This window comes from Pararhizobium sp. DWP3-4, from assembly GCF_049898205.1.
GTDB lineage: Bacteria > Pseudomonadota > Alphaproteobacteria > Rhizobiales > Rhizobiaceae > Pararhizobium.
In genome coordinates this window covers 1-20,668 of record NZ_JAFCXF010000012.1, presented here as the reverse complement: position 1 = coordinate 20,668, position 20,668 = coordinate 1, and the positions used below count along the sequence as shown (strand labels likewise).

At 58.6% G+C, this 20,668-nt stretch carries 21 protein-coding genes and 1 pseudogene; 8 read left to right on the top strand and 14 right to left on the bottom strand.

Annotation, left to right across the window (positions count from 1 at the left end; all coding sequences use genetic code 11):
* Positions 1-122 precede the first annotated feature (122 nt).
* On the top strand, positions 123-335 hold the full coding sequence (locus ACP7E6_RS24425) for a helix-turn-helix domain-containing protein (protein WP_426232290.1): 213 nt from the start codon (positions 123-125) through the stop codon (positions 333-335).
* A gap of 217 nt (positions 336-552) precedes the next feature.
* On the opposite strand, the gene ACP7E6_RS24420 is transcribed toward ACP7E6_RS24425, so the two are convergent.
* The 5 genes from ACP7E6_RS24420 to traA all read right to left on the bottom strand — a co-directional run bounded on the left by ACP7E6_RS24420 (position 553) and on the right by traA (position 6,559).
* Entirely contained in the window at positions 553-750 is a 198-nt protein-coding gene (locus ACP7E6_RS24420) for a hypothetical protein (protein ID WP_426232289.1), read from the bottom strand.
* A gap of 139 nt (positions 751-889) precedes the next feature.
* Entirely contained in the window at positions 890-1,504 is a 615-nt protein-coding gene (locus tag ACP7E6_RS24415) for a TraH family protein (RefSeq protein ID WP_426232288.1), read from the bottom strand.
* Between the two features lie 15 nt (positions 1,505-1,519).
* A complete protein-coding gene (locus ACP7E6_RS24410; RefSeq protein WP_426232287.1) occupies positions 1,520-2,683 on the bottom strand; it encodes a conjugal transfer protein TraB in 1,164 nt (387 codons plus the stop codon).
* On the bottom strand, positions 2,673-3,239 hold the full coding sequence (traF, locus tag ACP7E6_RS24405) for a conjugative transfer signal peptidase TraF (protein ID WP_426232286.1): 567 nt from the start codon (positions 3,237-3,239) through the stop codon (positions 2,673-2,675). Before traF ends, ACP7E6_RS24410 begins: the two co-directional genes overlap by 11 nt.
* Complete coding sequence (traA, locus tag ACP7E6_RS24400) at positions 3,236-6,559, bottom strand: Ti-type conjugative transfer relaxase TraA (RefSeq protein WP_426232285.1); 3,324 nt, start codon at positions 6,557-6,559, stop codon at positions 3,236-3,238. The genes traF and traA overlap by 4 nt, the downstream gene beginning before the upstream one ends.
* Before the next feature lie 254 nt (positions 6,560-6,813).
* Here traA and traC point away from each other — a divergent pair, with 254 nt between their 5' ends.
* The 5 genes from traC to ACP7E6_RS24375 all read left to right on the top strand — a co-directional run bounded on the left by traC (position 6,814) and on the right by ACP7E6_RS24375 (position 12,478).
* Positions 6,814-7,107, top strand: coding sequence for a conjugal transfer protein TraC (gene traC / locus ACP7E6_RS24395; RefSeq protein WP_426232284.1), 294 nt, complete (start codon positions 6,814-6,816; stop codon positions 7,105-7,107).
* A gap of 4 nt (positions 7,108-7,111) precedes the next feature.
* A complete protein-coding gene (gene traG / locus ACP7E6_RS24390) occupies positions 7,112-9,274 on the top strand; it encodes a Ti-type conjugative transfer system protein TraG (protein WP_426232283.1) in 2,163 nt (720 codons plus the stop codon).
* Between the two features lie 172 nt (positions 9,275-9,446).
* The gene (locus ACP7E6_RS24385) at positions 9,447-10,160 is read left to right on the top strand and encodes an autoinducer binding domain-containing protein (RefSeq protein WP_426232282.1); all 714 of its coding nucleotides are present in this window, start codon (positions 9,447-9,449) and stop codon (positions 10,158-10,160) included.
* Positions 10,161-10,371: 211 nt separating this feature from the next.
* Positions 10,372-11,106, top strand: a complete 735-nt coding sequence (locus tag ACP7E6_RS24380; protein ID WP_426232281.1) for a winged helix-turn-helix domain-containing protein — start codon at positions 10,372-10,374, stop codon at positions 11,104-11,106.
* 16 nt (positions 11,107-11,122) lie between these two features.
* Complete coding sequence (locus ACP7E6_RS24375; protein WP_426232280.1) at positions 11,123-12,478, top strand: amidohydrolase family protein; 1,356 nt, start codon at positions 11,123-11,125, stop codon at positions 12,476-12,478.
* 35 nt (positions 12,479-12,513) lie between these two features.
* Here ACP7E6_RS24375 and ACP7E6_RS24370 read toward each other — a convergent pair whose 3' ends face one another.
* The 8 genes and pseudogenes from ACP7E6_RS24370 to ACP7E6_RS24335 all read right to left on the bottom strand — a co-directional run bounded on the left by ACP7E6_RS24370 (position 12,514) and on the right by ACP7E6_RS24335 (position 18,622).
* The gene (locus ACP7E6_RS24370) at positions 12,514-13,032 is read right to left on the bottom strand and encodes a hypothetical protein (protein WP_426232279.1); all 519 of its coding nucleotides are present in this window, start codon (positions 13,030-13,032) and stop codon (positions 12,514-12,516) included.
* Positions 13,033-13,124: 92 nt separating this feature from the next.
* Positions 13,125-13,439: pseudogene (locus ACP7E6_RS24365) on the bottom strand (RraA family protein); the annotation flags it as partial.
* A gap of 30 nt (positions 13,440-13,469) precedes the next feature.
* Positions 13,470-14,336: a TauD/TfdA dioxygenase family protein gene (locus tag ACP7E6_RS24360; RefSeq protein WP_426232278.1), complete on the bottom strand. Its 867-nt coding sequence runs from the start codon at positions 14,334-14,336 to the stop codon at positions 13,470-13,472.
* A gap of 114 nt (positions 14,337-14,450) precedes the next feature.
* The gene (locus tag ACP7E6_RS24355) at positions 14,451-15,536 is read right to left on the bottom strand and encodes an ABC transporter ATP-binding protein (protein ID WP_426232277.1); all 1,086 of its coding nucleotides are present in this window, start codon (positions 15,534-15,536) and stop codon (positions 14,451-14,453) included.
* The gene (locus ACP7E6_RS24350; RefSeq protein WP_426232276.1) at positions 15,533-16,336 is read right to left on the bottom strand and encodes an ABC transporter permease; all 804 of its coding nucleotides are present in this window, start codon (positions 16,334-16,336) and stop codon (positions 15,533-15,535) included. Before ACP7E6_RS24350 ends, ACP7E6_RS24355 begins: the two co-directional genes overlap by 4 nt.
* Complete coding sequence (locus tag ACP7E6_RS24345; RefSeq protein ID WP_426232275.1) at positions 16,333-17,232, bottom strand: ABC transporter permease; 900 nt, start codon at positions 17,230-17,232, stop codon at positions 16,333-16,335. The genes ACP7E6_RS24350 and ACP7E6_RS24345 overlap by 4 nt, the downstream gene beginning before the upstream one ends.
* Positions 17,233-17,243: 11 nt before the next feature.
* A complete protein-coding gene (locus ACP7E6_RS24340) occupies positions 17,244-18,260 on the bottom strand; it encodes an ABC transporter substrate-binding protein (protein ID WP_426232385.1) in 1,017 nt (338 codons plus the stop codon).
* Positions 18,261-18,409: 149 nt separating this feature from the next.
* On the bottom strand, positions 18,410-18,622 hold the full coding sequence (locus ACP7E6_RS24335) for a helix-turn-helix domain-containing protein (RefSeq protein WP_426232274.1): 213 nt from the start codon (positions 18,620-18,622) through the stop codon (positions 18,410-18,412).
* A 137-nt stretch (positions 18,623-18,759) separates the two neighbouring features.
* Between ACP7E6_RS24335 and ACP7E6_RS24330 the strand changes: the two genes are divergently transcribed.
* Positions 18,760-19,650 (top strand): LysR family transcriptional regulator, encoded by an 891-nt coding sequence (locus ACP7E6_RS24330; RefSeq protein ID WP_426232273.1) that lies wholly within the window; start codon positions 18,760-18,762, stop codon positions 19,648-19,650.
* 162 nt (positions 19,651-19,812) lie between these two features.
* A complete protein-coding gene (locus ACP7E6_RS24325) occupies positions 19,813-20,100 on the top strand; it encodes a WGR domain-containing protein (RefSeq protein WP_426232272.1) in 288 nt (95 codons plus the stop codon).
* 253 nt (positions 20,101-20,353) lie between these two features.
* On the opposite strand, the gene ACP7E6_RS24320 is transcribed toward ACP7E6_RS24325, so the two are convergent.
* Positions 20,354-20,665, bottom strand: a complete 312-nt coding sequence (locus ACP7E6_RS24320) for a DUF736 domain-containing protein (protein WP_426232384.1) — start codon at positions 20,663-20,665, stop codon at positions 20,354-20,356.
* Between the last annotated feature and the right edge of the window lie 3 nt (positions 20,666-20,668).

Here is a 20,668-nt window from a genome sequence, read left to right as displayed (position 1 = left end):
TGGACGTCCCAACTGGGTCCCGAAGCCCTAAAAGGCCATCCTCCGTGCCAGTATCACACAACCGAACGAATCGGAACTATCGTTCCTAGAACTATGGTTCCTATTCAGGTTCCGCTAACGTCATGGATCTCAAGGAGATCATGGCGATCAACCTGCGTCGGATCCGTCATGAGAAGAACTTGACGCAGGAAGAGTTGGCACATCGCGCGGGCCTGAGCGCCCGCTATATCGGGGCGATCGAGCGCGCCGATAAGTCCGCCAGCGTCACCGTTGTCGGCCAGATTTCGACAGCTCTTGGTGTCGAGCCGGCAGAGCTTTTGATTAAAGCAAAATAGCGCCACTGGTCAGCAACCCGTTTTTCAGAGTCGCATCCATGCCACGGCGAAAGAGTGCTGAGACTTTAAGACAACCATCATGTGCGTTACATATTCTCCTTAAGGAGAATGATTATGGTCACCGCACCGCGTGCCTACACGCCTGCTGAATCCGCGGTTCTCAGCACGGTTGTTCCCGGAAGCAGAGGGGATCTGCTTCGGCGGTATAGACCAAGGATTAGGCGGATTTGTTGGCGAATTGCTCGCGGAACAACGCCCGCCGCTCGTCTGCCGTCTTGTCAGCGGAGATTTCGAAAAGACGCTTCATGCGCGGGGATAGTACAAGCCCTTCGACCGCACTGATTTTCTCGGCGCGTTCACGAGTGAGCCGTCCAGGCTCGCCTTTCGTCGCAACGGAAGCAGTTCTCTTTTCCATGCAAAAAACCTATCACAACCTTCAGAAGCGCCAAAGGGGTTTCTGATGCACTGTCACCCCCGCGTAAGTTGCTTCCTATAGGCCCACGGTCGGCAGGCGTCGAAAACTCGACCAACAATCGCCTCCGGAATCTGACGGGTCAGTTTCCGACGATCCTGGACAGGTCGATCCGCATGCCGGCAGCATCGACGTCCTTTTGATCCTGCGGATCCGACTCAGCATTGGGTGGCGTCTCCGGTTCCGAAACCACCTTCTCACTGACATCGGCTTGTTCTTTTTGGTTGTTTATCGGCCCACTTGGATCTGCCGCCTGAAACACCCCCACGCCCTCAAATTCTCCGGTTTTCCAGGCATAAATGGCATCCTCGAAAATCTGCGGAAAGACCTCGTCGTTCTCCGGATTTCCGTACCACTTGGCGACGACGCGGAGGATTTTTGCAAACATCCTCGTTCCCACACGGAGGTTCTCGCAGGCATCGACGAGATCGACCGTCAGCTTGGATGCATCCTTGACACCGACGCCGGCCGGAAACTGCGTCAGGCCGACGCGCACGATGGCTCGGCCAACATTTTCGCGGATGATGACCAACGCCTCGTCTGCGGTTTTTGGCACTGGCACCAGGAACACGCGACCGCCGTATTTGACGGTGACGGTCAGCGGATCGGGTGCGCCGGCCGCATCGACGAATTGCTCGACGATCGCTGGCTTCAACGAAGGGTCGGCGCATTGTTGGATCAAGGCAGCGTCCAGCATGATGGCTCCGGAAATTTAGGTGTTGAAGGAAATGACGAGGGGTTTGGCGAAGAGGCGCGCCCAGGCTTTGAGGCTGGCCCGCTGGATGTCGACGATGGACGTTCCGTCAGTCCACCAGCCGTTGCCGACAGCAAGCATGACGTCGGGATCGTGCAGCATCGAGTGAAGCACCGGCCAGACGATCAGTTGCTCGTAGCAAATAATTGGAGCAACCCGTTTTCCACCCAGTTCGACAATGGGATTGGCGAAGACATCGGCTCGGGCACTCCCGGTCTGACCAAGCCATGACTGCCAAGGCTGCCACATCGATCCGGGCACCGGCATGCGCTGCCGATAGAGGACAGTGCCGCCTTTTGCGGAAATTGCTATCAAGACGTTGTCATAGCCCTTGGCTGTTACCATAGTCGCGCCGGCGATTACGGTGATGGGCGTGCCTGAAAGGCGGTCGATCCAAAGCCGCTCGACCGTCGGCGTCCAGCTACCAAGGGCACTCTCCGGCAAGGCTACAAACGCCGTTTTACCATGGCCGGCCTCGTGCACGATCTGGATCAGGTCACGATGGCGTTGGAGCCCGGTTTCGCGCCCGAGCGAAGCACCGAGGTGAAGATCGAGCCCAACCCATCCATCCGGCAACGCTGGATCGGTCCAGGTTGCGACGGACCACAGCCAGACGCCCCAAACCGCGATGACGACCACCGGCCAGGCACGGGTCACAAGACCCATCAGGCCCGCTGTCATGGCGCCGATCCCCCACCATCCCCATGCGGGAAAGAGGACGCCGGCACCCGTGATCGGATGCGCCCAGCCTGTAATCCCGAACGGTGGCACCGCCATGAGCACGATAGCTGCGAGATAGCAAAACGGTCGTGCCCACGCATTCGCTGTCCAAAGTAAAGTGTGAACTACGACGAAGCCTGATGACGCGCAAAGCCAGAGCAGAAGGCCGGGCCAGAGATCGGATTGGTAGAAGGTTGCGACACCCTGCTGCAGACCTCTCGATGCCGCAAGGAAGTACCCGGCCGAGATCATTGCCGCGATCTTTCTACTTGGGGCAACTGACCACAGAACCGGGCATAAGAGCGAGACCGGCAGGAACAACGTGACGCCGCTCCAGGCGATCCATCCGGTCCCGATTGACAGACCGATGAGCACCGCCGGCCGAGCGAGTTTACGGCGCATAAGTCCATACCTCCCGGGCCAGTCCGAGAATGCCGGTTGCGGGGATGGGACCGAAATATCGGGAATCGAACGAGCCGATGAATTCGGAGTGGACAAAGACATATTCATGAGGGATGACGCCGCCGCTGAAGCGGGCCAATGAACGCCCATCGCCATCAACGCCCGCGACGTGGGAACGCGGCAAGGGATAACCGGCGATCCGGACATCGACGCCAACCTCAACCTCCTGACCTTCCACGCCAACGATCGTTTTTATGAGAGGCGCATAGCCAGCCGGGCAAAGACCGCCGCGCAGATATCCCCGATCCCTGGCCTCGCGCATTGCCGCAGTCCCCGGCGGGCAAATGAACACGACATCGCCAATAACCGCTGGCCGATCGAGCGAAACGATACGCCAGAGGCCGAGCGGTTCGCTCGGTGTCAGATTGACCCGAAACCCGCCAAACCATCCCAAGGTAAAAGCCATGAGTGCACCAATCCCTGCTGTCACGACAATGGTCGCCGCTGTCTTGCGTTGAGCCCGAGTACCCGTTTGGATGTGCACAAGGTCGCTCATTTCAGGGACAGTCCCTTGGTCTGGCTCTGGCGGAGGACTTGCCCCTGGTTGATGCTCTCCGTCGCACGCTCGTGCGCTGCGAGCTGCTGAATGGTTCGCATCGCATTCCATGCCGACTGCACCTCAGATTTCTGGCCCGCCGACATGCCCGACGTAATGGATTTGAACGCTTCTCCATTCGGTTCCCTGGCGGCAACGCCGAGGAAGGTTCTTTCGCCAAACCGGTCGCTCACAGCCTTGGCAAACCCTTCCAGCTCCGCCTTCACCATTTTGTCGGCAAGCGCGAATTCGAGACCGGCGGAAAGATCGTTGCGATCGATCGCATCGCGGACCCGCTCAAGGGTGTGTTTGGCGGATGGCGAAAGCGCTGGAATGTCGACTGCCACCTTGAGACGGACCGCCCGTTCCTCTGTCTCGTGCTTGCGTTCCGCTTCCGTCCGCGTTTGCAGATAACGCTCGATGTTTCGGGCAAGAGCTGGTGCATTGACCAGTGCCGTATCGCGCTCCTGTTTCTCCGCGCGCCCGGCGAGGAAACCGGTTTTGCCCCTCAGCCGGCCAAAGCTTTCCGGTTCACTGGCGATCTTAGCCAGCGTCGATGTCGCGGCGGTTTTATCTTTCAGTATGGCATCGACATTGACCGCCTTGAAGGCGCTCTCCGGATCCGAATAGACGAGATGGAACCGTGTCGTGACGTCCTGCCACTGCTTCTTCAGCCCAAGATCGGCGGAAAGCCTGTCCTCGACGCTCTGCTCGAGCGAATTCTGGAATGTGGTGATGCCCGATACCATCGGCTTCGTTTCCATCATGGGGTTGGGGATCGCGGGTTTGGTCGTGTACTTGAAGCCGAGCTGCGCGCCGATCGCGGTGAGACGGCTTGCGAGATCGACGAGTTTTTGCTTCTGGCGGACAGTCCATTCGAGACGGTCCCGGACGATCGTGCGGGCGACGTTGACGAGATGGAGACCACGCGCATCGGCAAACCGGAGAGCGGCGCGATAGAAGGCTCCCTTCTCATAGTCGAGCGTCGTTTCCTTGGAATTCCTGCGCGACAGAAGTTCGGTCAGCCCACCGGCCTTGGCGAAGGATCTGGCCCCGTAATAGACGGCGAGATCTTCGCGGTGACGGGTCATCGCCACGTAGGTCAGGTGCCGATCGAGCGACAGTGACGCCAGCACCTTTACCCGGTCGACGGTCGCACCCTGGCTCTTGTGAATGGTGGTGGCGTAGCCGTGACCGACGTTGTTGTAAAAACGTTGTTCGACCGTGATCTTGCGCGGATTGTCACCCTCGCCGATCTCCGCGACGATACGCCCGGGCGCGGTTTCTACGACTTTGGCCAGCATGCCGTTCTTGACGCCGAGCGAGCCTTCGTTCTTCAGGAATACAATCTGGTCGCCGGCTGCGAATTGACGATTGCCGTCCTCTGTCCTGAAGGCGTGGCCGCTTTCGACTATTCCGCGCTCGACCAGTTTGGCACGGGCGAGCGTGTTCAACATCCGGACGTCACGGCGAAGGTGCGCCAGGATCAACGATGTCTTCGTTGGATCGTAGTCCCGGTTCCAGTCGGCGATCAGGTGATCGACCGCTTCGGCTTTGAGGGTAGAACCCATCATCCGCCCGTTGGCGGCGTAAGAGGCGACTGCTTTGGAAATATTGGCGCGGGCGAGATCGAGCGAGGCATCCCGCATCCACTGCTCGTTCTGGCGATAGATGGTTTCGAGCTCCGCGTAGCCGATGCGATCGGCGATGGCGCGGAAGGCGGCCCCCGCCTCGATCGGTTGGAGCTGTTCGGGATCGCCCACAAGAACGAGCTTGGCGCCGCTTACCGTCGCCGCTTCGACGAGAAGCGCCATCTGCTTCGACGACACCATGCCAGCCTCGTCCAGCACGAAGATCGTCTTGTCGTCCAGCTGGTTCCGGCCCTGTTCCCAACGAAGCTCCCACGACGACAATGTGCGAGAAGCGATCCCCGCTTCCTTTTCCAGACCTTCGGCGGCTTTCCCTGCCAAAGCGCCACCAACGACCCGGTAGCCGGCGGCTTCCCATGCATCGCGCGCTGCCGCCATCATCGTCGTCTTACCAGCACCCGCACGGCCGATCACGGCAGCGATCCGCGCGTCTCCCGCGATATGGCGGATCGCCACCCTCTGTTCATCCGAAAGACGAGAGTGGCGTGCGAAAGTCGCATCAAGCACAGTGTCGCGAATACCGTGCGAGGAGCGACTGTCGAGCCAGATCGCGCGATTTGCCATCTCGGCCTCCAGCCGGATCATCTCGCGCGTCGTATACCGCGCAGGCACCCGGGTCCCGGTTGCGAATTCAAGCCGCTCCTTGTCGAGCCGCAAGACATCCGGGTCCTGCATGATGCGGGCCATGAGACTCTGGAACAGACCCGCATCGTCGACATAGCGAAGTAGCACCTTGGCGACGTCTCTGGTGTCGAAGACGCTCTTCTCCCGCGTGATGAGGTCGAGGACAATCGACGGCCTGCGCTGGATCCGCCGCGCATTCTCCGCCCGCCGCTCTTCCTGCAGTTCGATCCGCTCTAGCCTTGGCGAGGGCGTCGACGACGACCCATCGGTCTGCTCGCTCTTTCGGTCTATGGCCGTCGCGCCGACGCCGATATGGATGGTCGGCGCGAGCTCGATACCTTGCTTTTCGAAAGACCGACCATCGATGCGGATATCGAGCCCGGCAAGCGCAAGATGCTTGTTCTGGCAGGCAAACCAGCCGTCGCGGAAGGCGTTGAAATCGTCGGCACTCCCTGCCCAAAGCTCATAGACGATCTTGCCGGCATCATTGCGCAGTGGCTTGCCGTCCGGGCCAAGCACGGCCACCTTCTTGGCGCCAAAACCATCCTCGGTCAGCGGTCGCAGCGTCGTCAACAGATGGACATGCGGGTTGCCAGGAACGTCATGATAAACCCAGTCGGCCACCATCCCCTTCGAGCTGATGTGCTCAGCGATGAAGTCCCGCATCAGGCCTATGTTGTGGGCAGCCGAGAGTTCGAGCGGCAGGGCAATGGTGACGTCCTTGGCGAGCTGCGCATCCGAGCGTTTCTCGAAATCCTCGACCATGTTCCAGAAGGCCTCCGAGGCACCGGCGACCGAGCGCTCAGTGATCATCGAGCGCAGCCAGTCCGGCGCATCAGCCGGGATGACAAACTCTTCGTGGAGAAGGCCCTGCTTCCTGCTGTAGTCGATCGAGCGGGCTTCGCGCTCGAATTCCATCTTGGCGCAGTGCCGGTAAGCCGCCGACAGCACCGCGCTGCGGCCGGAGCCGCGGGCAACGATGCTGACTGAGAAATGCGGGACGGCCACGGCAGAATTCTTTCCCGGTTGCAAATGAAATCAACAGCTTGTTCGCAAGAGGCGGCCCCGCCGGGGCACTGAAAGCAGGGCGTCGTGGTAGCGACGTATAATTGCGCCCTTGGAAGCCGTCCTTGCGAACGGCTGGGATCATTCACCAAAGCATCGCCCTTGGCGATTGTAGGATTCACAGTAGTGCGTTCCGCACTCCGCTCTGGAATTCTTGCCTCGAAAGAGAAGCTTTCTCGGCAAGGAGACAATCGAAAATGAAGAGACCATCTTCAAAGATCCGCGAAGAAATCGCCAAGCTGCAGGACCAGTTGAAGCATGCTGAAACGCGTGAAGCCGAGCGGATCGGACGCATCGCGCTCAAAGCAGGCCTCGGGGATTTCGAAATAGACGAGACCGAATTGCAGGCAGCATTCGAGGACGTGGCCAAACGGTTTCGGGGAGGACAAGGATCGGACAGGAAGGGGAGGGAAGGCGCAAGCAGCACTGGGAAGTCCGAAACCGCGTCGGTCTCGGCTAGTGCGGCTCAGGGCAGCGGTAGCGAGGCTTGAGCGCATGGGTCGGAACGTCACATCGCAAGCCCGCAAGAAGGACACGCGCGACAAAATCGAGCTCGGAGGTCTGATCGTCAAAGCTGGACTTCGCTACGAGAAGCGCGCGCTCTTGCTGGGCGCGCTCGTCGATCTCGGCCGCCGTCTGAAGTCCGATGACGGTGAGCGGGAACGGTTGACCTCTATCGGCGCGGAGGCCTTTGGCGATATCGGCGCGGAGGCCTTTGGCGATGGAGCGGGCAATAGGATCTTGCTTTTGATCGTGCCAGCCGTGTTGATGCTCGTCATCACCCTGATCTTGACCGGAATGGAAACCTGGCTTGCCGGCTTCGGCAAGACAGAGGCAGCAAAGCTGACCCTGGGGCGAGCCGGGATCGCGGCCCCGTACATTGCCGCTGCGGCCATCGGCGTGGTGTTCCTGTTTTCCTCGGCCGGATCGGTGAACATCCGTTTCGCCGGGTGGGGCGTCGTTGCCGGCAGCGTGACGGTGATCCTGGTCGCCGCGCTGCGTGAGGGAACCCGCCTTGCGGTTTTCGCCGGAAACGTACCATCGGGCAAATCCGTGACTGCCTATCTGGATCCGGCCACGATGATCGGTGCTGCCGCCGCCCTGATCGTCGGCTGCTTCGCCATGCGCGTCGGTGTCATCGGCAACGCCGCTTTCGCACGATCCGAACCGAAGCGCATCAGGGGCAAACGCGCCATGCACGGCGAGGCCGACTGGATGAAACTGACCGAGGCGGAAAAGCTGTTTTCCGAGACGGGCGGCATCGTAATCGGCGAGCGCTACCGCGTCGATCGGGACAGCACTGCGGCCGTGTCGTTTCGCGCCGATCGGCCCGAGACCTGGGGCGCGGGCGGCAAGTCACCGCTGCTGTGCTTCGACGGATCGTTCGGCTCGTCGCACGGGATCGTCTTCGCCGGTTCCGGCGGTTTCAAGACAACGTCCGTGACGATCCCGACCGCACTCAAATGGGGTGGATCGCTCGTCGTCCTCGATCCGTCGAACGAGGTCGCGCCGATGGTCTCCGGCCACCGAGGCAAGTCGGGACGTGATGTCCACATTCTCGATCCAAAAATCCCCGGCACGGGTTTGAACGTGCTCGACTGGATTGGCCGGCACGGCGGCACGAAGGAGGAAGATATCGCGGCCGTTGCATCCTGGATCATGAGCGACAGCGGCCGGCCAACCGGCGTGCGCGACGACTTCTTCCGGGCATCGGGACTGCAGTTGCTGACCGCGATGATTGCCGATGTCTGCCTGTCCGGTCATACGGAAGTGAAAGACCAGACGCTTCGTCAGGTTCGGCAGAACCTCGCAGAGCCAGAGCCTAAACTGCGTGAGCGGTTGCAGAAAATCCACGCTAATTCGAAGTCGGACTTCGTGAAGGAAAACGTTGCAGCCTTCGTCAACTTGACGCCGGAAACATTCAGCGGCGTTTATGCAAACGCAGTGAAGGAAACCCACTGGCTCTCCTATCCAAACTACGCAGCACTGGTGTCGGGATCGAGTTTCTCGACCGAGGATATCGTTAGCGGAACGGTCGACGTCTTCATCAACATCGACCTCAAGACGCTGGAGACCCATTCGGGTTTGGCGCGGGTCATCATCGGCTCATTTCTGAACGCGATCTACAACCGCGATGGAAACATGAACGGGCGGGCGTTGTTCCTCCTCGATGAGGTCGCGCGGCTCGGCTATATGCGGATACTCGAGACCGCCCGGGATGCCGGGCGCAAGTATGGCATCACGCTGACGCTGATTTTTCAGTCGATCGGACAGATGCGCGAAACCTATGGCGGTCGCGATGCGTCGAGCAAATGGTTCGAAAGCGTTAGCTGGATCAGCTTCTCGGCAATCAACGATCCGGAGACGGCGGAATATATTTCCCGGCGCTGCGGAATGACGACTGTGGAGATCGACCAGGTCAGCCGCAGCTTCCAGTCGAAGGGATCCTCTCGAACCCGCTCAAAACTGTTGGCGAGCAGGCCGTTGATCCAGCCGCACGAAGTCCTGCGCATGCGCGCCGACGAGCAGATCGTCTTTACGGCTGGCAATCCGCCGCTTCGATGCGGTCGCGCCATCTGGTTTCGTCGCAACGACATGAAGCACTGCGTCGGTCATAACCGCTTTCACCAATCAATAAATTCTGCGGCGAGGGATTGAGACGGGTAGGCGCTCCCGAAGACTATATACTTGCGGCCGTTGCGCTTCACCACACGCTATCGATCTTGCTTGGCTGAACGCCGAAATCCTGCGGACATATTTCCAGGAGCTCGGCGGTGGCCAGATATCTGATCGGCCACGCTTCCACGGCAAACCAGTGCAGGAGACACGAATGCCCATTGATCCATGGAATCAATTTCATCGCTACATTGATGCAATTCGGTTCGCGACACGGGAGCGCCAATTCAAGCGGTCGCTTCAAAACCTGGCACATAATCTCGGATTTGAAATGTATGCCTATTTGGACGTTCGCTCAAAGGCCGCCTTCGCCATTTCGAACTATCCGCGGGAATGGCAAGTCCGATATTTCAAGCAATCATACCAGAAGGTGGATCCGGTTGTTGAAGTCGCCAAACGAAAGAAGGCTCCTTTCACATGGTCGATGGCCGAGCGTGAATTCAAGCATGAGAAAAAACGCGAATTTTCCAGGGAAGCAAATGCTTTGGGTATTCGCTCGGGGGTGACCATCCCTGTCCCTGCAGGCTTTGGCCATATGACGCTCCTGACCTTCGCTTCGAGCCATACGATAGTCACAGAAAACCAGGCGCTGGATTATGGTCCCTCCATAGCCGTCGCTTCCCTGACCCACGCATATGTCAGCTTGCGACATCCGCGATACAGAGCGCTTGGCGGCATCAGGCTGACGACGCAAGAAGCGACCTGTCTCCGATGGGCCGCCGAAGGCAAATCGATGGACGAAACAGCCAGGCTTCTTGAGATCAGGTACACGACAGTCCGCGCGTATCTGGACAACGCCCGTGAAAAACTTGGTGCCGTCACACTAATACAGGCGGCTGCGACGGCAGTCCGGCTGAACCTCATCTAGCTACTGAGGGGCCTTGACCTGGCGCACGCTGTTGTCAGTCGCGCATGTCACGTCACCTCATAATTGCGGAATACCAGGCAATACAATCGCTTGATGCCAGACGAGCAGGTCCTGTACCGTTCCAACGGTCGGTAGATCGGCCGCCCGGGCTCTCTTCAAAACTTGGCACTGCCCTGCTCGTTTCCACTGTCCAGAAAAACAGGACCGCGTTGTGCGACCTCTCATCGTCATAGGCTCCACGGAAGCAGATTATTATGGTCTCCTGGATCACATTCTGGAGGCCGAGGGCTTCGACGCCGTATTTGGTGGAACCGTCGAGGAGGTCCTTCACCTGGCCGCGGAGTGTATGCCTTACGCCGTCATCCTGGACAGTCGGGTTGGGTCGTTTTCAGCTGCGAAGACCTGCCGCGCGTTGAAGGGCGATCCACGGACAGGCGATCTAGCCTTGATCGCGCTGATTGAGCCGGGAGCTGAAAGCCAATTCGCAGAGCTTTTGGAAGCCGGCGTCGACGCGTGTTTTGTGCGACCGATAGCTCCGATAAAGCTGCTTGAGCACCTTCGAACGTGCGCTGGGGATGGAGAAGGCATTTCCAGTAAAACAAACCGCAACGTCCCACTCGCCTATGCCGGCATCGAGATGGACCTCGAGGGGCACCGGGTGAAACGCAACGGCGTTGACATCCACCTTGGCCAAACCGAATTCAGGCTCTTGCAGCATCTGTTGCGACACCCTGAGCATGTCTGCGATCGCCGGGAGTTGATCGCAAATGCTTGGCCACCGAATGTCCATGTGGAGACGCGCACGGTGAACGTCCACATCGGGCGGCTTCGCAAGGCGCTGTTGCTTGCAGGCGGTTCTGATTTGATCCGGACAGTCCGTTCGGTTGGCTATGCCTTGGACGAGAACTCTTCCAGCGGAATTTCGACTAACCCCGGGCCCCGATAAGAGCCATGGAGTGATTATGATGAACATCGTCCTTCGGAACGCGAGCGTAATTACCGGCGACGGAACAACCCACCTCCCGAGGGCTGATGTGCTCGTGCGCTGCGGCGAGATAGCCGATATCGACATATCGGGTTGCCTTCACAAAAATCTGGGGGACTCTGTCGATGTGGTCGATTGCTCGGAATGCACGATCATCCCCGGGATCATCAATGCGCATGCCCACGGCTGTATTCATGGACCGTCCATGCCGAGTGGCTCTGTAAGTTTAAAGGTCAGCGAGGTCGAGCACCATCGCAACAGGCATCTTCTTGAAGGGACGACCACGCTCCTCAATGTATGTGGCCTGGCATTTCCCGATGAAATCGATGACGGCTCTGCGACCTCCCATCCGATGGACATCCATGTCTCGACGGCCCACACCAAAAGCAACATTCAGGCTGCCCTCTCGATCGACGGCGCCGGGCTGTCGGCAAGGCACGTTGACGGCGAAATTGACCGGTTGCTCGCGCAAGGTGCCAAGGCGCTTGGAGAAGTTGGAGGAGGCCAGACCCTCGGCGGTGGTGCCCAGGAATACAGGTTCATTCCAGAGGCTATCAGGCTTGCAACCGGTCTGAAGATTGATCCGTCCATTGCACGGCGCTTAAAAAACGCGATCGTTGGCCGGCATCTCGATCCGCAAGCCGGGGTGCCTGACGAAGAGCTTCAGACGATCCTGGATGCATCGGGCCTTGGAATGACGCGGGCGGAGAAGATCCGCTCCATTGTCATCAACAGCGTCATGCCGTCCGTCTCGCTCGCCTTGACGGGATTTGAAGAAATAGCCCGACAATCCTCGTGCGTGGGCTATCCCGCTATTTTTCACAATGCCGCTCCAACGGCCAGCCTCCTGATCGCGCTGGTCGAACAATACCCCGCGGCACAGATTGTGGCGGGGCATTCCAATCATCCGATGTTCCTGCCCGATGAGGCTGTCGAGGTCGCAAGAAAATTACGGGATCGCGGCGCCGTCATCGACGTGTCTACGCTCGATTGCATTTCGACCCGCTGGCGAAACGATGCCGTCAATTTTGATGCGCTGATCGGGTCCGGTCTCGTAGACACAATATCGACCGACTTTGCGGGAGGCCACTGGGATGGGATACTGGAGGCGATACACCGGATCATTCGCAAGAAGCAGATGTCTGCCCCGGCGGCGATTGCACTGGCAACCGGGAATGTTTCGCGCACCTTCCCGCAACTCGCCGGAGATCGGGGGTTGATTGAAAAGGGCAAGCGCGCCGACATTGTCGTTGCAGACAGTGCGAACCTCGGACGGGTACGCGACGTCTTTATCGCCGGCCGGATGGTGGTTCGCAACGGGCGAATTTTGTGACCACATTGCCCATAGCGACAAGAGAGCTGGAGTGCTCACTTATCCAAGGGCGGCTTCAGCATCGCAAAAAGTGGTCCGGGATCGCCTTGCTTGAATCGCTCAAATCCATTTAGCAAGGCGCGCTGCTTCTCATGTCCCATCTTCGGTGCAGTGATCCTCAAGAACTTTTCCCGAACATCGCCCCAATCCATCGGGCGTCCCACATCTCCCCTCGGCGTTGTGACGTTGGAAACAAAGCGGTATCCTTGTCTTTCGACGACAACCACGCGAGCGAGCGTTTCAGTAGGGAAACGACGATCAATCGCATCATCCACGGTGATCCGCACCCTGCGCGCAAAAAGCGATAGATCCGGTCGGTTCAGCAGAGGCGCGCCAATTGGCGCAAGTGCATGGCAGCCATCGGCAGCTGTGATCGCCACGCAGTATGGCAGGCTGTATTGAATATCGGTCAGATTTTCCGGGTCGATGCGATTTCCGAGCTTGAGCGCCCAGGCAAATGTCTGAACCTCAATGCTCGCAATCTCTTCGGCTGCAAAGCCATGCTGCGAATTCAAATCGCAGAACGCATCGATCGCAGGGTGTATGTAGCGGCAGCAGGCATAGGGTTTGAAGTAGACCCCCTCAATCTTGCGCGGCTCTGTAAGGTCTGCGCCCTGGCGGCCGCGGCGACGCCCCCGCCCACACACGCGATGTCGTCATGATCGACACGCGAAATCACGAGGATATCGCCGGGGGCAAGAAGGTCGATTGCCTTGTAGATCACGACACCGTCGCGGCCCGGCGCCGCGACGGTGATTGCGTTGCCAATCGCCCTTGAGGGAAAGACCGGGCGCACCTGGCAGCCAACAAAGCCCAGATGCTCGAAATGACCGATCGTTGCGGTCTCCACCTCGGCCAGGAGATCGCGCAGATCTGCTGGCCAGGCGGAAGGCCTGGCCTCTATTCGGTAATCTGCTGTCATGGAATTGCTCTCAAGGGAGGGAGGATCAGTTCAGATCGGCCGTTCGCCGGCTGTCGTCGTGCGATGCATGATGCGGATCGTTGACGGGTCGAAACCATCGCGCCTGTGCATGGTGCATCGATTGTCCCACATCATGATGTCGCCCTGATCCCATTGCTGGACGAACACTTCCTGACTCTTGGTCGTATGATCCCACAGCTCGACCAGAAGGCTCGCGCTCTCATCGAGCGGCATGCCGACGATCCAGGCGCCGTCCGTGGTCCCCCCGAGATAGAGCGCTTTGCGGCCTGTTTCGCCATGGGTACGGACCAATGGATGGACCATGCCGCTCCACTCGCGGAAATCCCAGGTCCTGGGTTCGCTTTTGCCAAGCCGCAGGGCGCCCGTCTTGTCGTAGACGTTCTGGAAGAAAATCTGCCGGCCCTCTGTCTCTTTCTTTAACGCGGTTGGCAGTGTTTCAAAGGCGCTGTAGGTCGACAGGAAATAGGTGTCGCCACCAGAGGGAGGCACGGTCACGGCGCGAAGAATGGCGCCGGCCGGCGGCCGTTCATAGAACCAGGTGTCAGTGTGCCAGGTTGCCTCGCTGTTGCCCATCGCACCACTCGGCTTGCCGTCCTTCATAGCATTGCTGATCACCAGGATCTCCGGATGATCCGGGTGGCCACCTTCCTGCTTCTGCTTGGGATGAATGACGAAATCCCCGAAATGGCGGGAAAACGCCACCTGCTGGGCGTCGGTTATGCCGGCCTGCTTGAAGCGAAGCACACCATATTGGAGCCACAAGCGGCGCAGTTCCTCGATGTCGAGGGTGTCATAGGATTCGAAATCGAAACCTTCAATATCGGCGCAAACATTGCTTTCGTTTTGCACCGCTCGCAGTCGTTCTTTCGTCAGCATTTTTGTCTCCTTCTGCGGCCTTCCTCTAAGGCCAGCACCACTCTAGGGGCGAGGTGGACGGGCATTCCAATACCGATCGTCAAGCATTGATACGGTTGACGAATGGATCCCCGGTCAGTCCGAAAGCACCAGGACGTCCTGCGGATCGATGCCAAGTGTGACGGCGCTTGCGAGAGCCGGCACCTCGGCTGACAGACTTGACCGGACAAGGACGGTGAGGTTCAGGCCACCTGAAATCTCCACTAGGAGTTCAAGCTGGGCCCCAAGGTTCACGATCCGTTTGACGACGCCGTCCAGGCGATTTTGCACACCGGCCTCAATGGCTGGAACGGTGATGAGCGCAATGCTTTCGGGGCGGATGCAGCAGGAGGCAACCGAATTGGAACGGCTGGTATGGCTCGATCGCAAGACGATGGACGTGCCATCGACCAATAGGTTCAGAAATCCCGGGCCGCCGTCACTCGCCTTGACCGAGAGAATGTTAGATCGTCCGATGAAATCAGCGACAAAGCGGGTGGCGGGATTGCGGTAGATGGAAGCTGGCTCTCCCTGCTGGGCGATGGCACCCTGCCACATGACGACGATCCGGTCGGACATCGCCATTGCCTCTTCCTGGTCGTGGGTGACGTAGACGAATGTCATGCCCAGCTGTTCCTGGATTTCTTTGAGCTCGATCCGCATTGCCTCACGCAGCTTCAGGTCAAGATTGGACAGGGGCTCATCGAGAAGAAGGACGGAGGGCCGTGGCGCGATGGCGCGCGCCAATGCCACTCGTTGTTGCTGACCGCCGGAAAGCGCTTTTGGATATCGCGCGGCTAGGCCGTCAAGGCGCACGCTGTGCAAGGCGGCATCCACGGCCACCGCAATGTCACTTCTGGATGTCCCCCGCATGCGCAGACCGAAGCCGACATTCTCGGCGACGGTCATGTGCGGAAACAGCGCATAGTTTTGAAACACCAAGCCGAGATTGCGCCGTTCTGGGGGAACCCGGTTCTGGCTCTTCCCACGAACCCGGATGTCTCCCGCACTTGGCGTATTGAAACCGGCAATCATGTTGAGGGTGGTAGTCTTGCCGCACCCGGACGGTCCGAGAATGCTGACAAATTCGCCCTGCGGGATTTGCAGGTTCAAGTCCTTGACGACCGGTATGCCGGCAAAGGATTTGCTGACTGAGACGAGTTCGATGTCGATATTGCTCATTTGCTTCCACCATGCAGTTGGGCCGAGAAGCCGCCGATCTTCTCGAACAGGAAAATCACCGTCAGAATGAAGGCCATCGATGCAACATTGACGGCCGCCATTACCGGATCGAGGCTGTATTCGAGGTAGTTGATGACCGCGATCGGCAGTGTCGTGTCGCCGGGGCGAACGAGAAAGACGGATAGCGGGATGTTGTTGAACGAGATGATGAAGGCGAGCGTGACGCCTGACAGCACCCCCGGCTTGATCATCGGCAGGACGATATGCTGGAGCCTTTGGCGCTTCGAAGCGCCGAGACTTTGGGCGGCCCGGTCGAGGTTTCCGTCGAAGTTGGCGAGCGACGTGGCCGCCATGCGTGTGACGAAGGGCAGTGCCAGAACCACGTGGGCTGCAATGAGGGCTGGGGTGCCGAGAAAACCCTGCAGGCCTATAATCGACAGGAAAAGCACGATTGCCACCCCCTTGACAATTTGCGGCACCGAAAGCGGAGACAGGAGGCCTGCCATGAGCGCGTCGCTGCCTGGTACCCGCTCATAAACGATCGCGTAAGCGGCAAGAACGCCCAGCACGCCGCTGAGGATGGCGACCAGAGTGGCAATCTTGACGCTGAGCAGAAAGGGCTGCAGCCACCGATCAGCCAACAGATCGCCGTACCAGGCGACAGTCCATTCCCAGGGCACGAAGGTGACGGCAGAGGTCGGACTGAAGGAGGCCGCAACAACGACAAGAAGCGGCAGCGTAATGAAGGTCAAGACCAGCACGACTGCCAGCCAGAAGATGAAGGTCAAAACACGGTTCATGCGGCTTCTCCTTCGCGGTTGCCGCTACGCAGGCTGCGGCGCGTTTCGTACCGGATCCCGAGAAAGGAGACAGCCAGCATCATCGACAGGAGTGCTATTGCCATGACGGCGGCAAAGCGCCAGTCGATGTAGAACAGAACCTGCTCGTAGATCATGGTTGCGAGCACCTTGAAGCCCGCGCCGCCAAGAAGTGCTGGCGTGGCATAGGCGCTGGCAGCCATTGTGAAGGAGATCAGCAACGAGCTGACGATGCCGGGAATCGAGAGCGGCAGGATGATGTGGCGCACGACCGATAAACGCGAGGCGCCGAGCATCTGGGCGGCGCGCTCCAGATTGGGATCGATCCCCTGGATGCTGGTGGTCAGGGACAGGATACCGAACGGCAGGACGACGTGGGTCAAGCCGACTACAACCGCAAACAGGTTCTTCGACAAGGGGAGGGGGGAGGCAATGACACCGAGATTGATCAAGGCGTCGTTTATAAAGCCCCGATCCTCAAGAATGATCAGCCAGCCGTAGGTGCGCAATACGACGCCGGCCAGCTCCGGCGCCAGTGCCAGTGCAAAGACCAGCGCCCGCCAGCGCGATCGCGATCTTGCCAGATAATAGGCGATGGGATAGCCGAGAACCGTGACGCTAAGCGCGACGAGAAGCGACATAACCGCGGTTCGATAGAGGCCGGCAAGCGAAAGGCCATCAGAGAAGAACCGCTCGTAGTGGAAGAGCGTTGGTGCGAGCGTCTCTGCATGGGTAAAGCTCATCCCGATCATCGTGCCCATTGGCAGGGCAAAGAAGATGATCAAGAGGAGACAGGAAGGCGCCAAAACCAGGTATCCGGATGTCTTAGCGGGAATGCGGGGCAAAGCTGCAGGCGCAACAAGTGCAACGGTTGACATAGGAAACCCTCTCAGTTCGCTTGCGAAACGACTTCGCGTTCCCAGCGCTCGCCCCATTCGCCGAGCTTTCCGGCAATGCGCGAGAGATCGGGCAGTTTCAGACCTTCAAGATCCGCCTTGGTGGTGATCTGACGTTTGCGGATATCGACGGGGATATCGATATCGGTGCGCGCACTTCCGACCTGGTATCCGGTCACCCATGCTTCCTGGCTGGATTTTTCCAGAAAGAAATCGATGAAGGCCATGGCAGCCTGCTTGTTCTGCGCGCCGACCGGCACGTTGAGGGTCGCGATCAGCGGGATCGTCCCTTCCTTTGGCCTGATGTAATCGACAGGTATCCCCTGATCGACAAGCAACTGGGCACGGCCGTTCCAGAATGGCATAGCCCATACGGTCCCGTCCTTGATGTAGCTTTCGAGGATCGCCGAGGATTGTTCAAAGCCGATCGATTGCCGGGCAAGTTCCGCCATCGCCGCGAAGCCAGGCTCGATGTTTTCGATCATGTCGCCGCCGCGGACGACCGACATGATTTCGAGCAGGAAGACCGCCATGACATTCTGGAACGTCGGCAGGATGATCTTTCCATCAAGCTGCGGATCGAAGAGCGATGACCACGAGGTCGGCGCAACAGCCAGTTTGTCGGTCCGATAAAGCAGCGCCATGTACTGCACCTCGTGAACGGCGCCGCACGGGCCGGCTACAGCCGCGAGGGTCGGCTCAAGTTTCTGGAGGTTTGGAACGGCGCCGGCGTCCAGCTTTTCCAGTAGCCCGTCCTTACAGCCTTGCAACGACTGCGACGCGGTCATGACCGCTACATCGAAGCCCGGCTGGCCTTTCGTGGCTTTGATCTTGGCATAGTCCTGCGAGGCGGAACCGACGGCGTCATAGACGACGTCGACACCATACTTTTCCTCGAAAGGCTTGATGATCCGTTCTTCAATGATCGCTTCGTAAGGACCGCCGTAGCTGTTGACGATCAGGGTTTCAGCAAAGGCTGATGCCGGAACAGCGCCACCAAGAGCGAGCATAAGGCCTATGGACAGGTATGGTTTTGCATTCACCGCGTGTTCTCCCGATTTGTTGTTCCCGGGAGGATGGTGACGGGCAGATGCGAGTGGGTCTAATATGGATTGGCAGCCATTAATAATGTCGGTTTATCAATGCAGCCTGCGCAAAGTTACTCCGACTTCTTAAGCAGGTCGGCCGCCTCCACACCGAGAACCTTCGAAAGCCGATCCACTACGTCTATGCTCGGGCTATATATCGAGCGCTCAAGCGAACTTATGTAGGTACGGTCAAGATCAGCCCGGTGGGCGAGCTCTTCCTGCGACAGCCCTTTTGACTGGCGAACACGCCTTAGGTTTTTTGCAAATGTTTCGCGAATTTCCATACACGCCAGAGAAAGCGGTTGTAGAGTATTCAACCACGGAGTATTCTCTACATTCGTACCAGAGGGCATTGTGATCGACGTCGACCACCAGCGGGCCCTATGAGTTTTCATTCTACACCAGGGCAGACCACAGCTTTATGGAACTTCGCCAGCTTCACTACTTTGTCGCGGTTGCTGAAGAGCTTCATTTTGCTCGTGCCGCGTCCAGAGTTCATATCGCCCAGCCAGCGTTGAGCACGCAAATCCAATCTCTCGAGCGCGAGCTCGGCGTTCAGTTGCTTTTACGCACAACCCGGCGGGTGGAGCTCACGAGGGCAGGGGCCGTTTTCTACGAGCGATGTGTTCGTATCTTGAGCGACATCGATTTAAGCACCGAGATCACGAGATCGGTTGCTGGCAAAACTGTCACACGGATTCGGATCGGAACGATTTACCCAGCGACGGTCGGTGTGTTGCCGGCATTCCTGGCGCGCATTGCCAGGAAATACCCGGAGATACAGCTGCACATTTCGAGCGGCTCAACGGACGACATCATCCGCAACTTGGAAAGTGGTCAGATCAATATTGGATTCATCCGACCAGTCGAGAATATCGGTTCGCTCCGCTTTTTCTCCATTGCCCATGAGCGATATCTGCTAGCGATCGAAAAAGGCAATACACTCGCAGCGCGCGGTGACATCGGAATCGACGATCTGCGAGACCAAAAAATCATCTCATTTTCACGACAGAACCTCTCCTACACGGAGAGATATTTTGCCGAGAAATTCGCCGAGCACGATCTGACCCGCAACATCGCCTACACATGCGACGACACTTTTTCCCTTGTTTCGCTGGTCTCGGCCGGACTCGGTATAGGCTTTGCGCCGGAATGGACGGCGGACCTTCCAAACAGCAATGTCGCGCTGCGAAAGGTGAGGGGCATCGACTTCCGCATTGGCTTGGGGATCGCCTGGAATGCCGAGGATCCTACAACATCACGCAATGACATTGTCGACATTGCACGATCGCTTGCGCGGCAGGTACGGTAGCGAGCCATCCTTTGAGGTTAAACGTCGCAGGGTATGACTGGCTGGCGATGAGAGCCTAACAGCGGCGTCACGAACACTTTCATCACAAATATGAATCGATCGGTTGTAACCGATTCAAAACTGTCGTTGGACGCAGACAGGAGAATTTCCGATTCTGCCGAGATGATCATGCAGCCCTATCATCTCTATGTTGAACGCACCGACGCTACAAGGAACATCGCTCGTTACTACGCCATGGAAATCACGGCAACATTGTTCGGAGAGGCCTGTTTGATCCGGTCCTGGGGCCGCATCGGCAAGAACGGGCAGAAAATGACCCATCACTTCAATCGGGAAGAGGAAGCGGTAGACCTGTTCCTCAATCTCGTTTGTCAAAAGCGGGCAAGAGGATATAGACCCGTGGAGCCCGACCTCGGCGAAAACCGTCCCCGCAAACAGAAGATTGTCTGACACCGCGAGACGTGAAACGCCGGCTGGGTTATCTCCTTTGCTGTATTTGCTGGATAACCGTGACCGCTCGCTCTTAGGTGAAAACTGGGTGTAATAGGGCGCAATTCTGGCTGCAACAGACCCGATATCGATGGCCTCGCTCGACATAGAGACCATGAAATGTCCGACGTCTTTCGACACCTTACACAGAGGCCATACCTGGCTGTGTTGTCTAGGGGAGAAGGCCCCGCCCGATGGGCGGAGCCTCGAGATTCTAGTCCCGGTTCTGGCGGGACCAGATCAGCTGGTAGCCGTCCTCGCCTTCGACTTCGGTCAGGGTTGCGTAGATCGGAGCCGGGAAGCTCGGGTCGTCCAGTTTGACCGAGAGGTAGTCGCGGTCAGTTTGCTCGGAGCGCTTCTGCCAGGCGGCACCCAGCTCGACGGCGCCGGCGTAGATGCGGTACTGCGGGCCCTTGTCGGAGGGGTTTTCGACGCGGGCGATGCGGGCCTTGACGTTGAGGGCGAGGGTGCGGATCGAGCCTGAGAAGCCGGTTTCGGTAGAGGTGAAGGTGCCGATGGTCGCCATGGT

Excerpts from the sequence above, each read along its gene's own strand:
- ACP7E6_RS24410 (WP_426232287.1), bottom strand. The coding sequence starts at position 2,683 with ATGCGCCGTAAACTCGCTCGGCCGGCGGTGCTCATCGGTCTGTCAATC.
- ACP7E6_RS24375 (WP_426232280.1), top strand. The coding sequence starts at position 11,123 with ATGATGAACATCGTCCTTCGGAACGCGAGCGTAATTACCGGCGACGGA.
- ACP7E6_RS24425 (WP_426232290.1), top strand. The coding sequence starts at position 123 with ATGGATCTCAAGGAGATCATGGCGATCAACCTGCGTCGGATCCGTCAT.
- ACP7E6_RS24325 (WP_426232272.1), top strand. The coding sequence starts at position 19,813 with ATGATCATGCAGCCCTATCATCTCTATGTTGAACGCACCGACGCTACA.
- ACP7E6_RS24340 (WP_426232385.1), bottom strand. The coding sequence starts at position 18,260 with ATGCTCGCTCTTGGTGGCGCTGTTCCGGCATCAGCCTTTGCTGAAACC.
- traC (WP_426232284.1), top strand. The coding sequence starts at position 6,814 with ATGAAGAGACCATCTTCAAAGATCCGCGAAGAAATCGCCAAGCTGCAG.
- ACP7E6_RS24355 (WP_426232277.1), bottom strand. The coding sequence starts at position 15,536 with ATGAGCAATATCGACATCGAACTCGTCTCAGTCAGCAAATCCTTTGCC.
- ACP7E6_RS24420 (WP_426232289.1), bottom strand. The coding sequence starts at position 750 with ATGGAAAAGAGAACTGCTTCCGTTGCGACGAAAGGCGAGCCTGGACGG.
- ACP7E6_RS24350 (WP_426232276.1), bottom strand. The coding sequence starts at position 16,336 with ATGAACCGTGTTTTGACCTTCATCTTCTGGCTGGCAGTCGTGCTGGTC.
- ACP7E6_RS24345 (WP_426232275.1), bottom strand. The coding sequence starts at position 17,232 with ATGTCAACCGTTGCACTTGTTGCGCCTGCAGCTTTGCCCCGCATTCCC.
- ACP7E6_RS24320 (WP_426232384.1), bottom strand. The coding sequence starts at position 20,665 with ATGGCGACCATCGGCACCTTCACCTCTACCGAAACCGGCTTCTCAGGC.
- ACP7E6_RS24335 (WP_426232274.1), bottom strand. The coding sequence starts at position 18,622 with ATGGAAATTCGCGAAACATTTGCAAAAAACCTAAGGCGTGTTCGCCAG.
- ACP7E6_RS24385 (WP_426232282.1), top strand. The coding sequence starts at position 9,447 with ATGCCCATTGATCCATGGAATCAATTTCATCGCTACATTGATGCAATT.
- ACP7E6_RS24360 (WP_426232278.1), bottom strand. The coding sequence starts at position 14,336 with ATGCTGACGAAAGAACGACTGCGAGCGGTGCAAAACGAAAGCAATGTT.
- ACP7E6_RS24415 (WP_426232288.1), bottom strand. The coding sequence starts at position 1,504 with ATGCTGGACGCTGCCTTGATCCAACAATGCGCCGACCCTTCGTTGAAG.
- traG (WP_426232283.1), top strand. The coding sequence starts at position 7,112 with ATGGGTCGGAACGTCACATCGCAAGCCCGCAAGAAGGACACGCGCGAC.
- ACP7E6_RS24330 (WP_426232273.1), top strand. The coding sequence starts at position 18,760 with ATGGAACTTCGCCAGCTTCACTACTTTGTCGCGGTTGCTGAAGAGCTT.
- traF (WP_426232286.1), bottom strand. The coding sequence starts at position 3,239 with ATGAGCGACCTTGTGCACATCCAAACGGGTACTCGGGCTCAACGCAAG.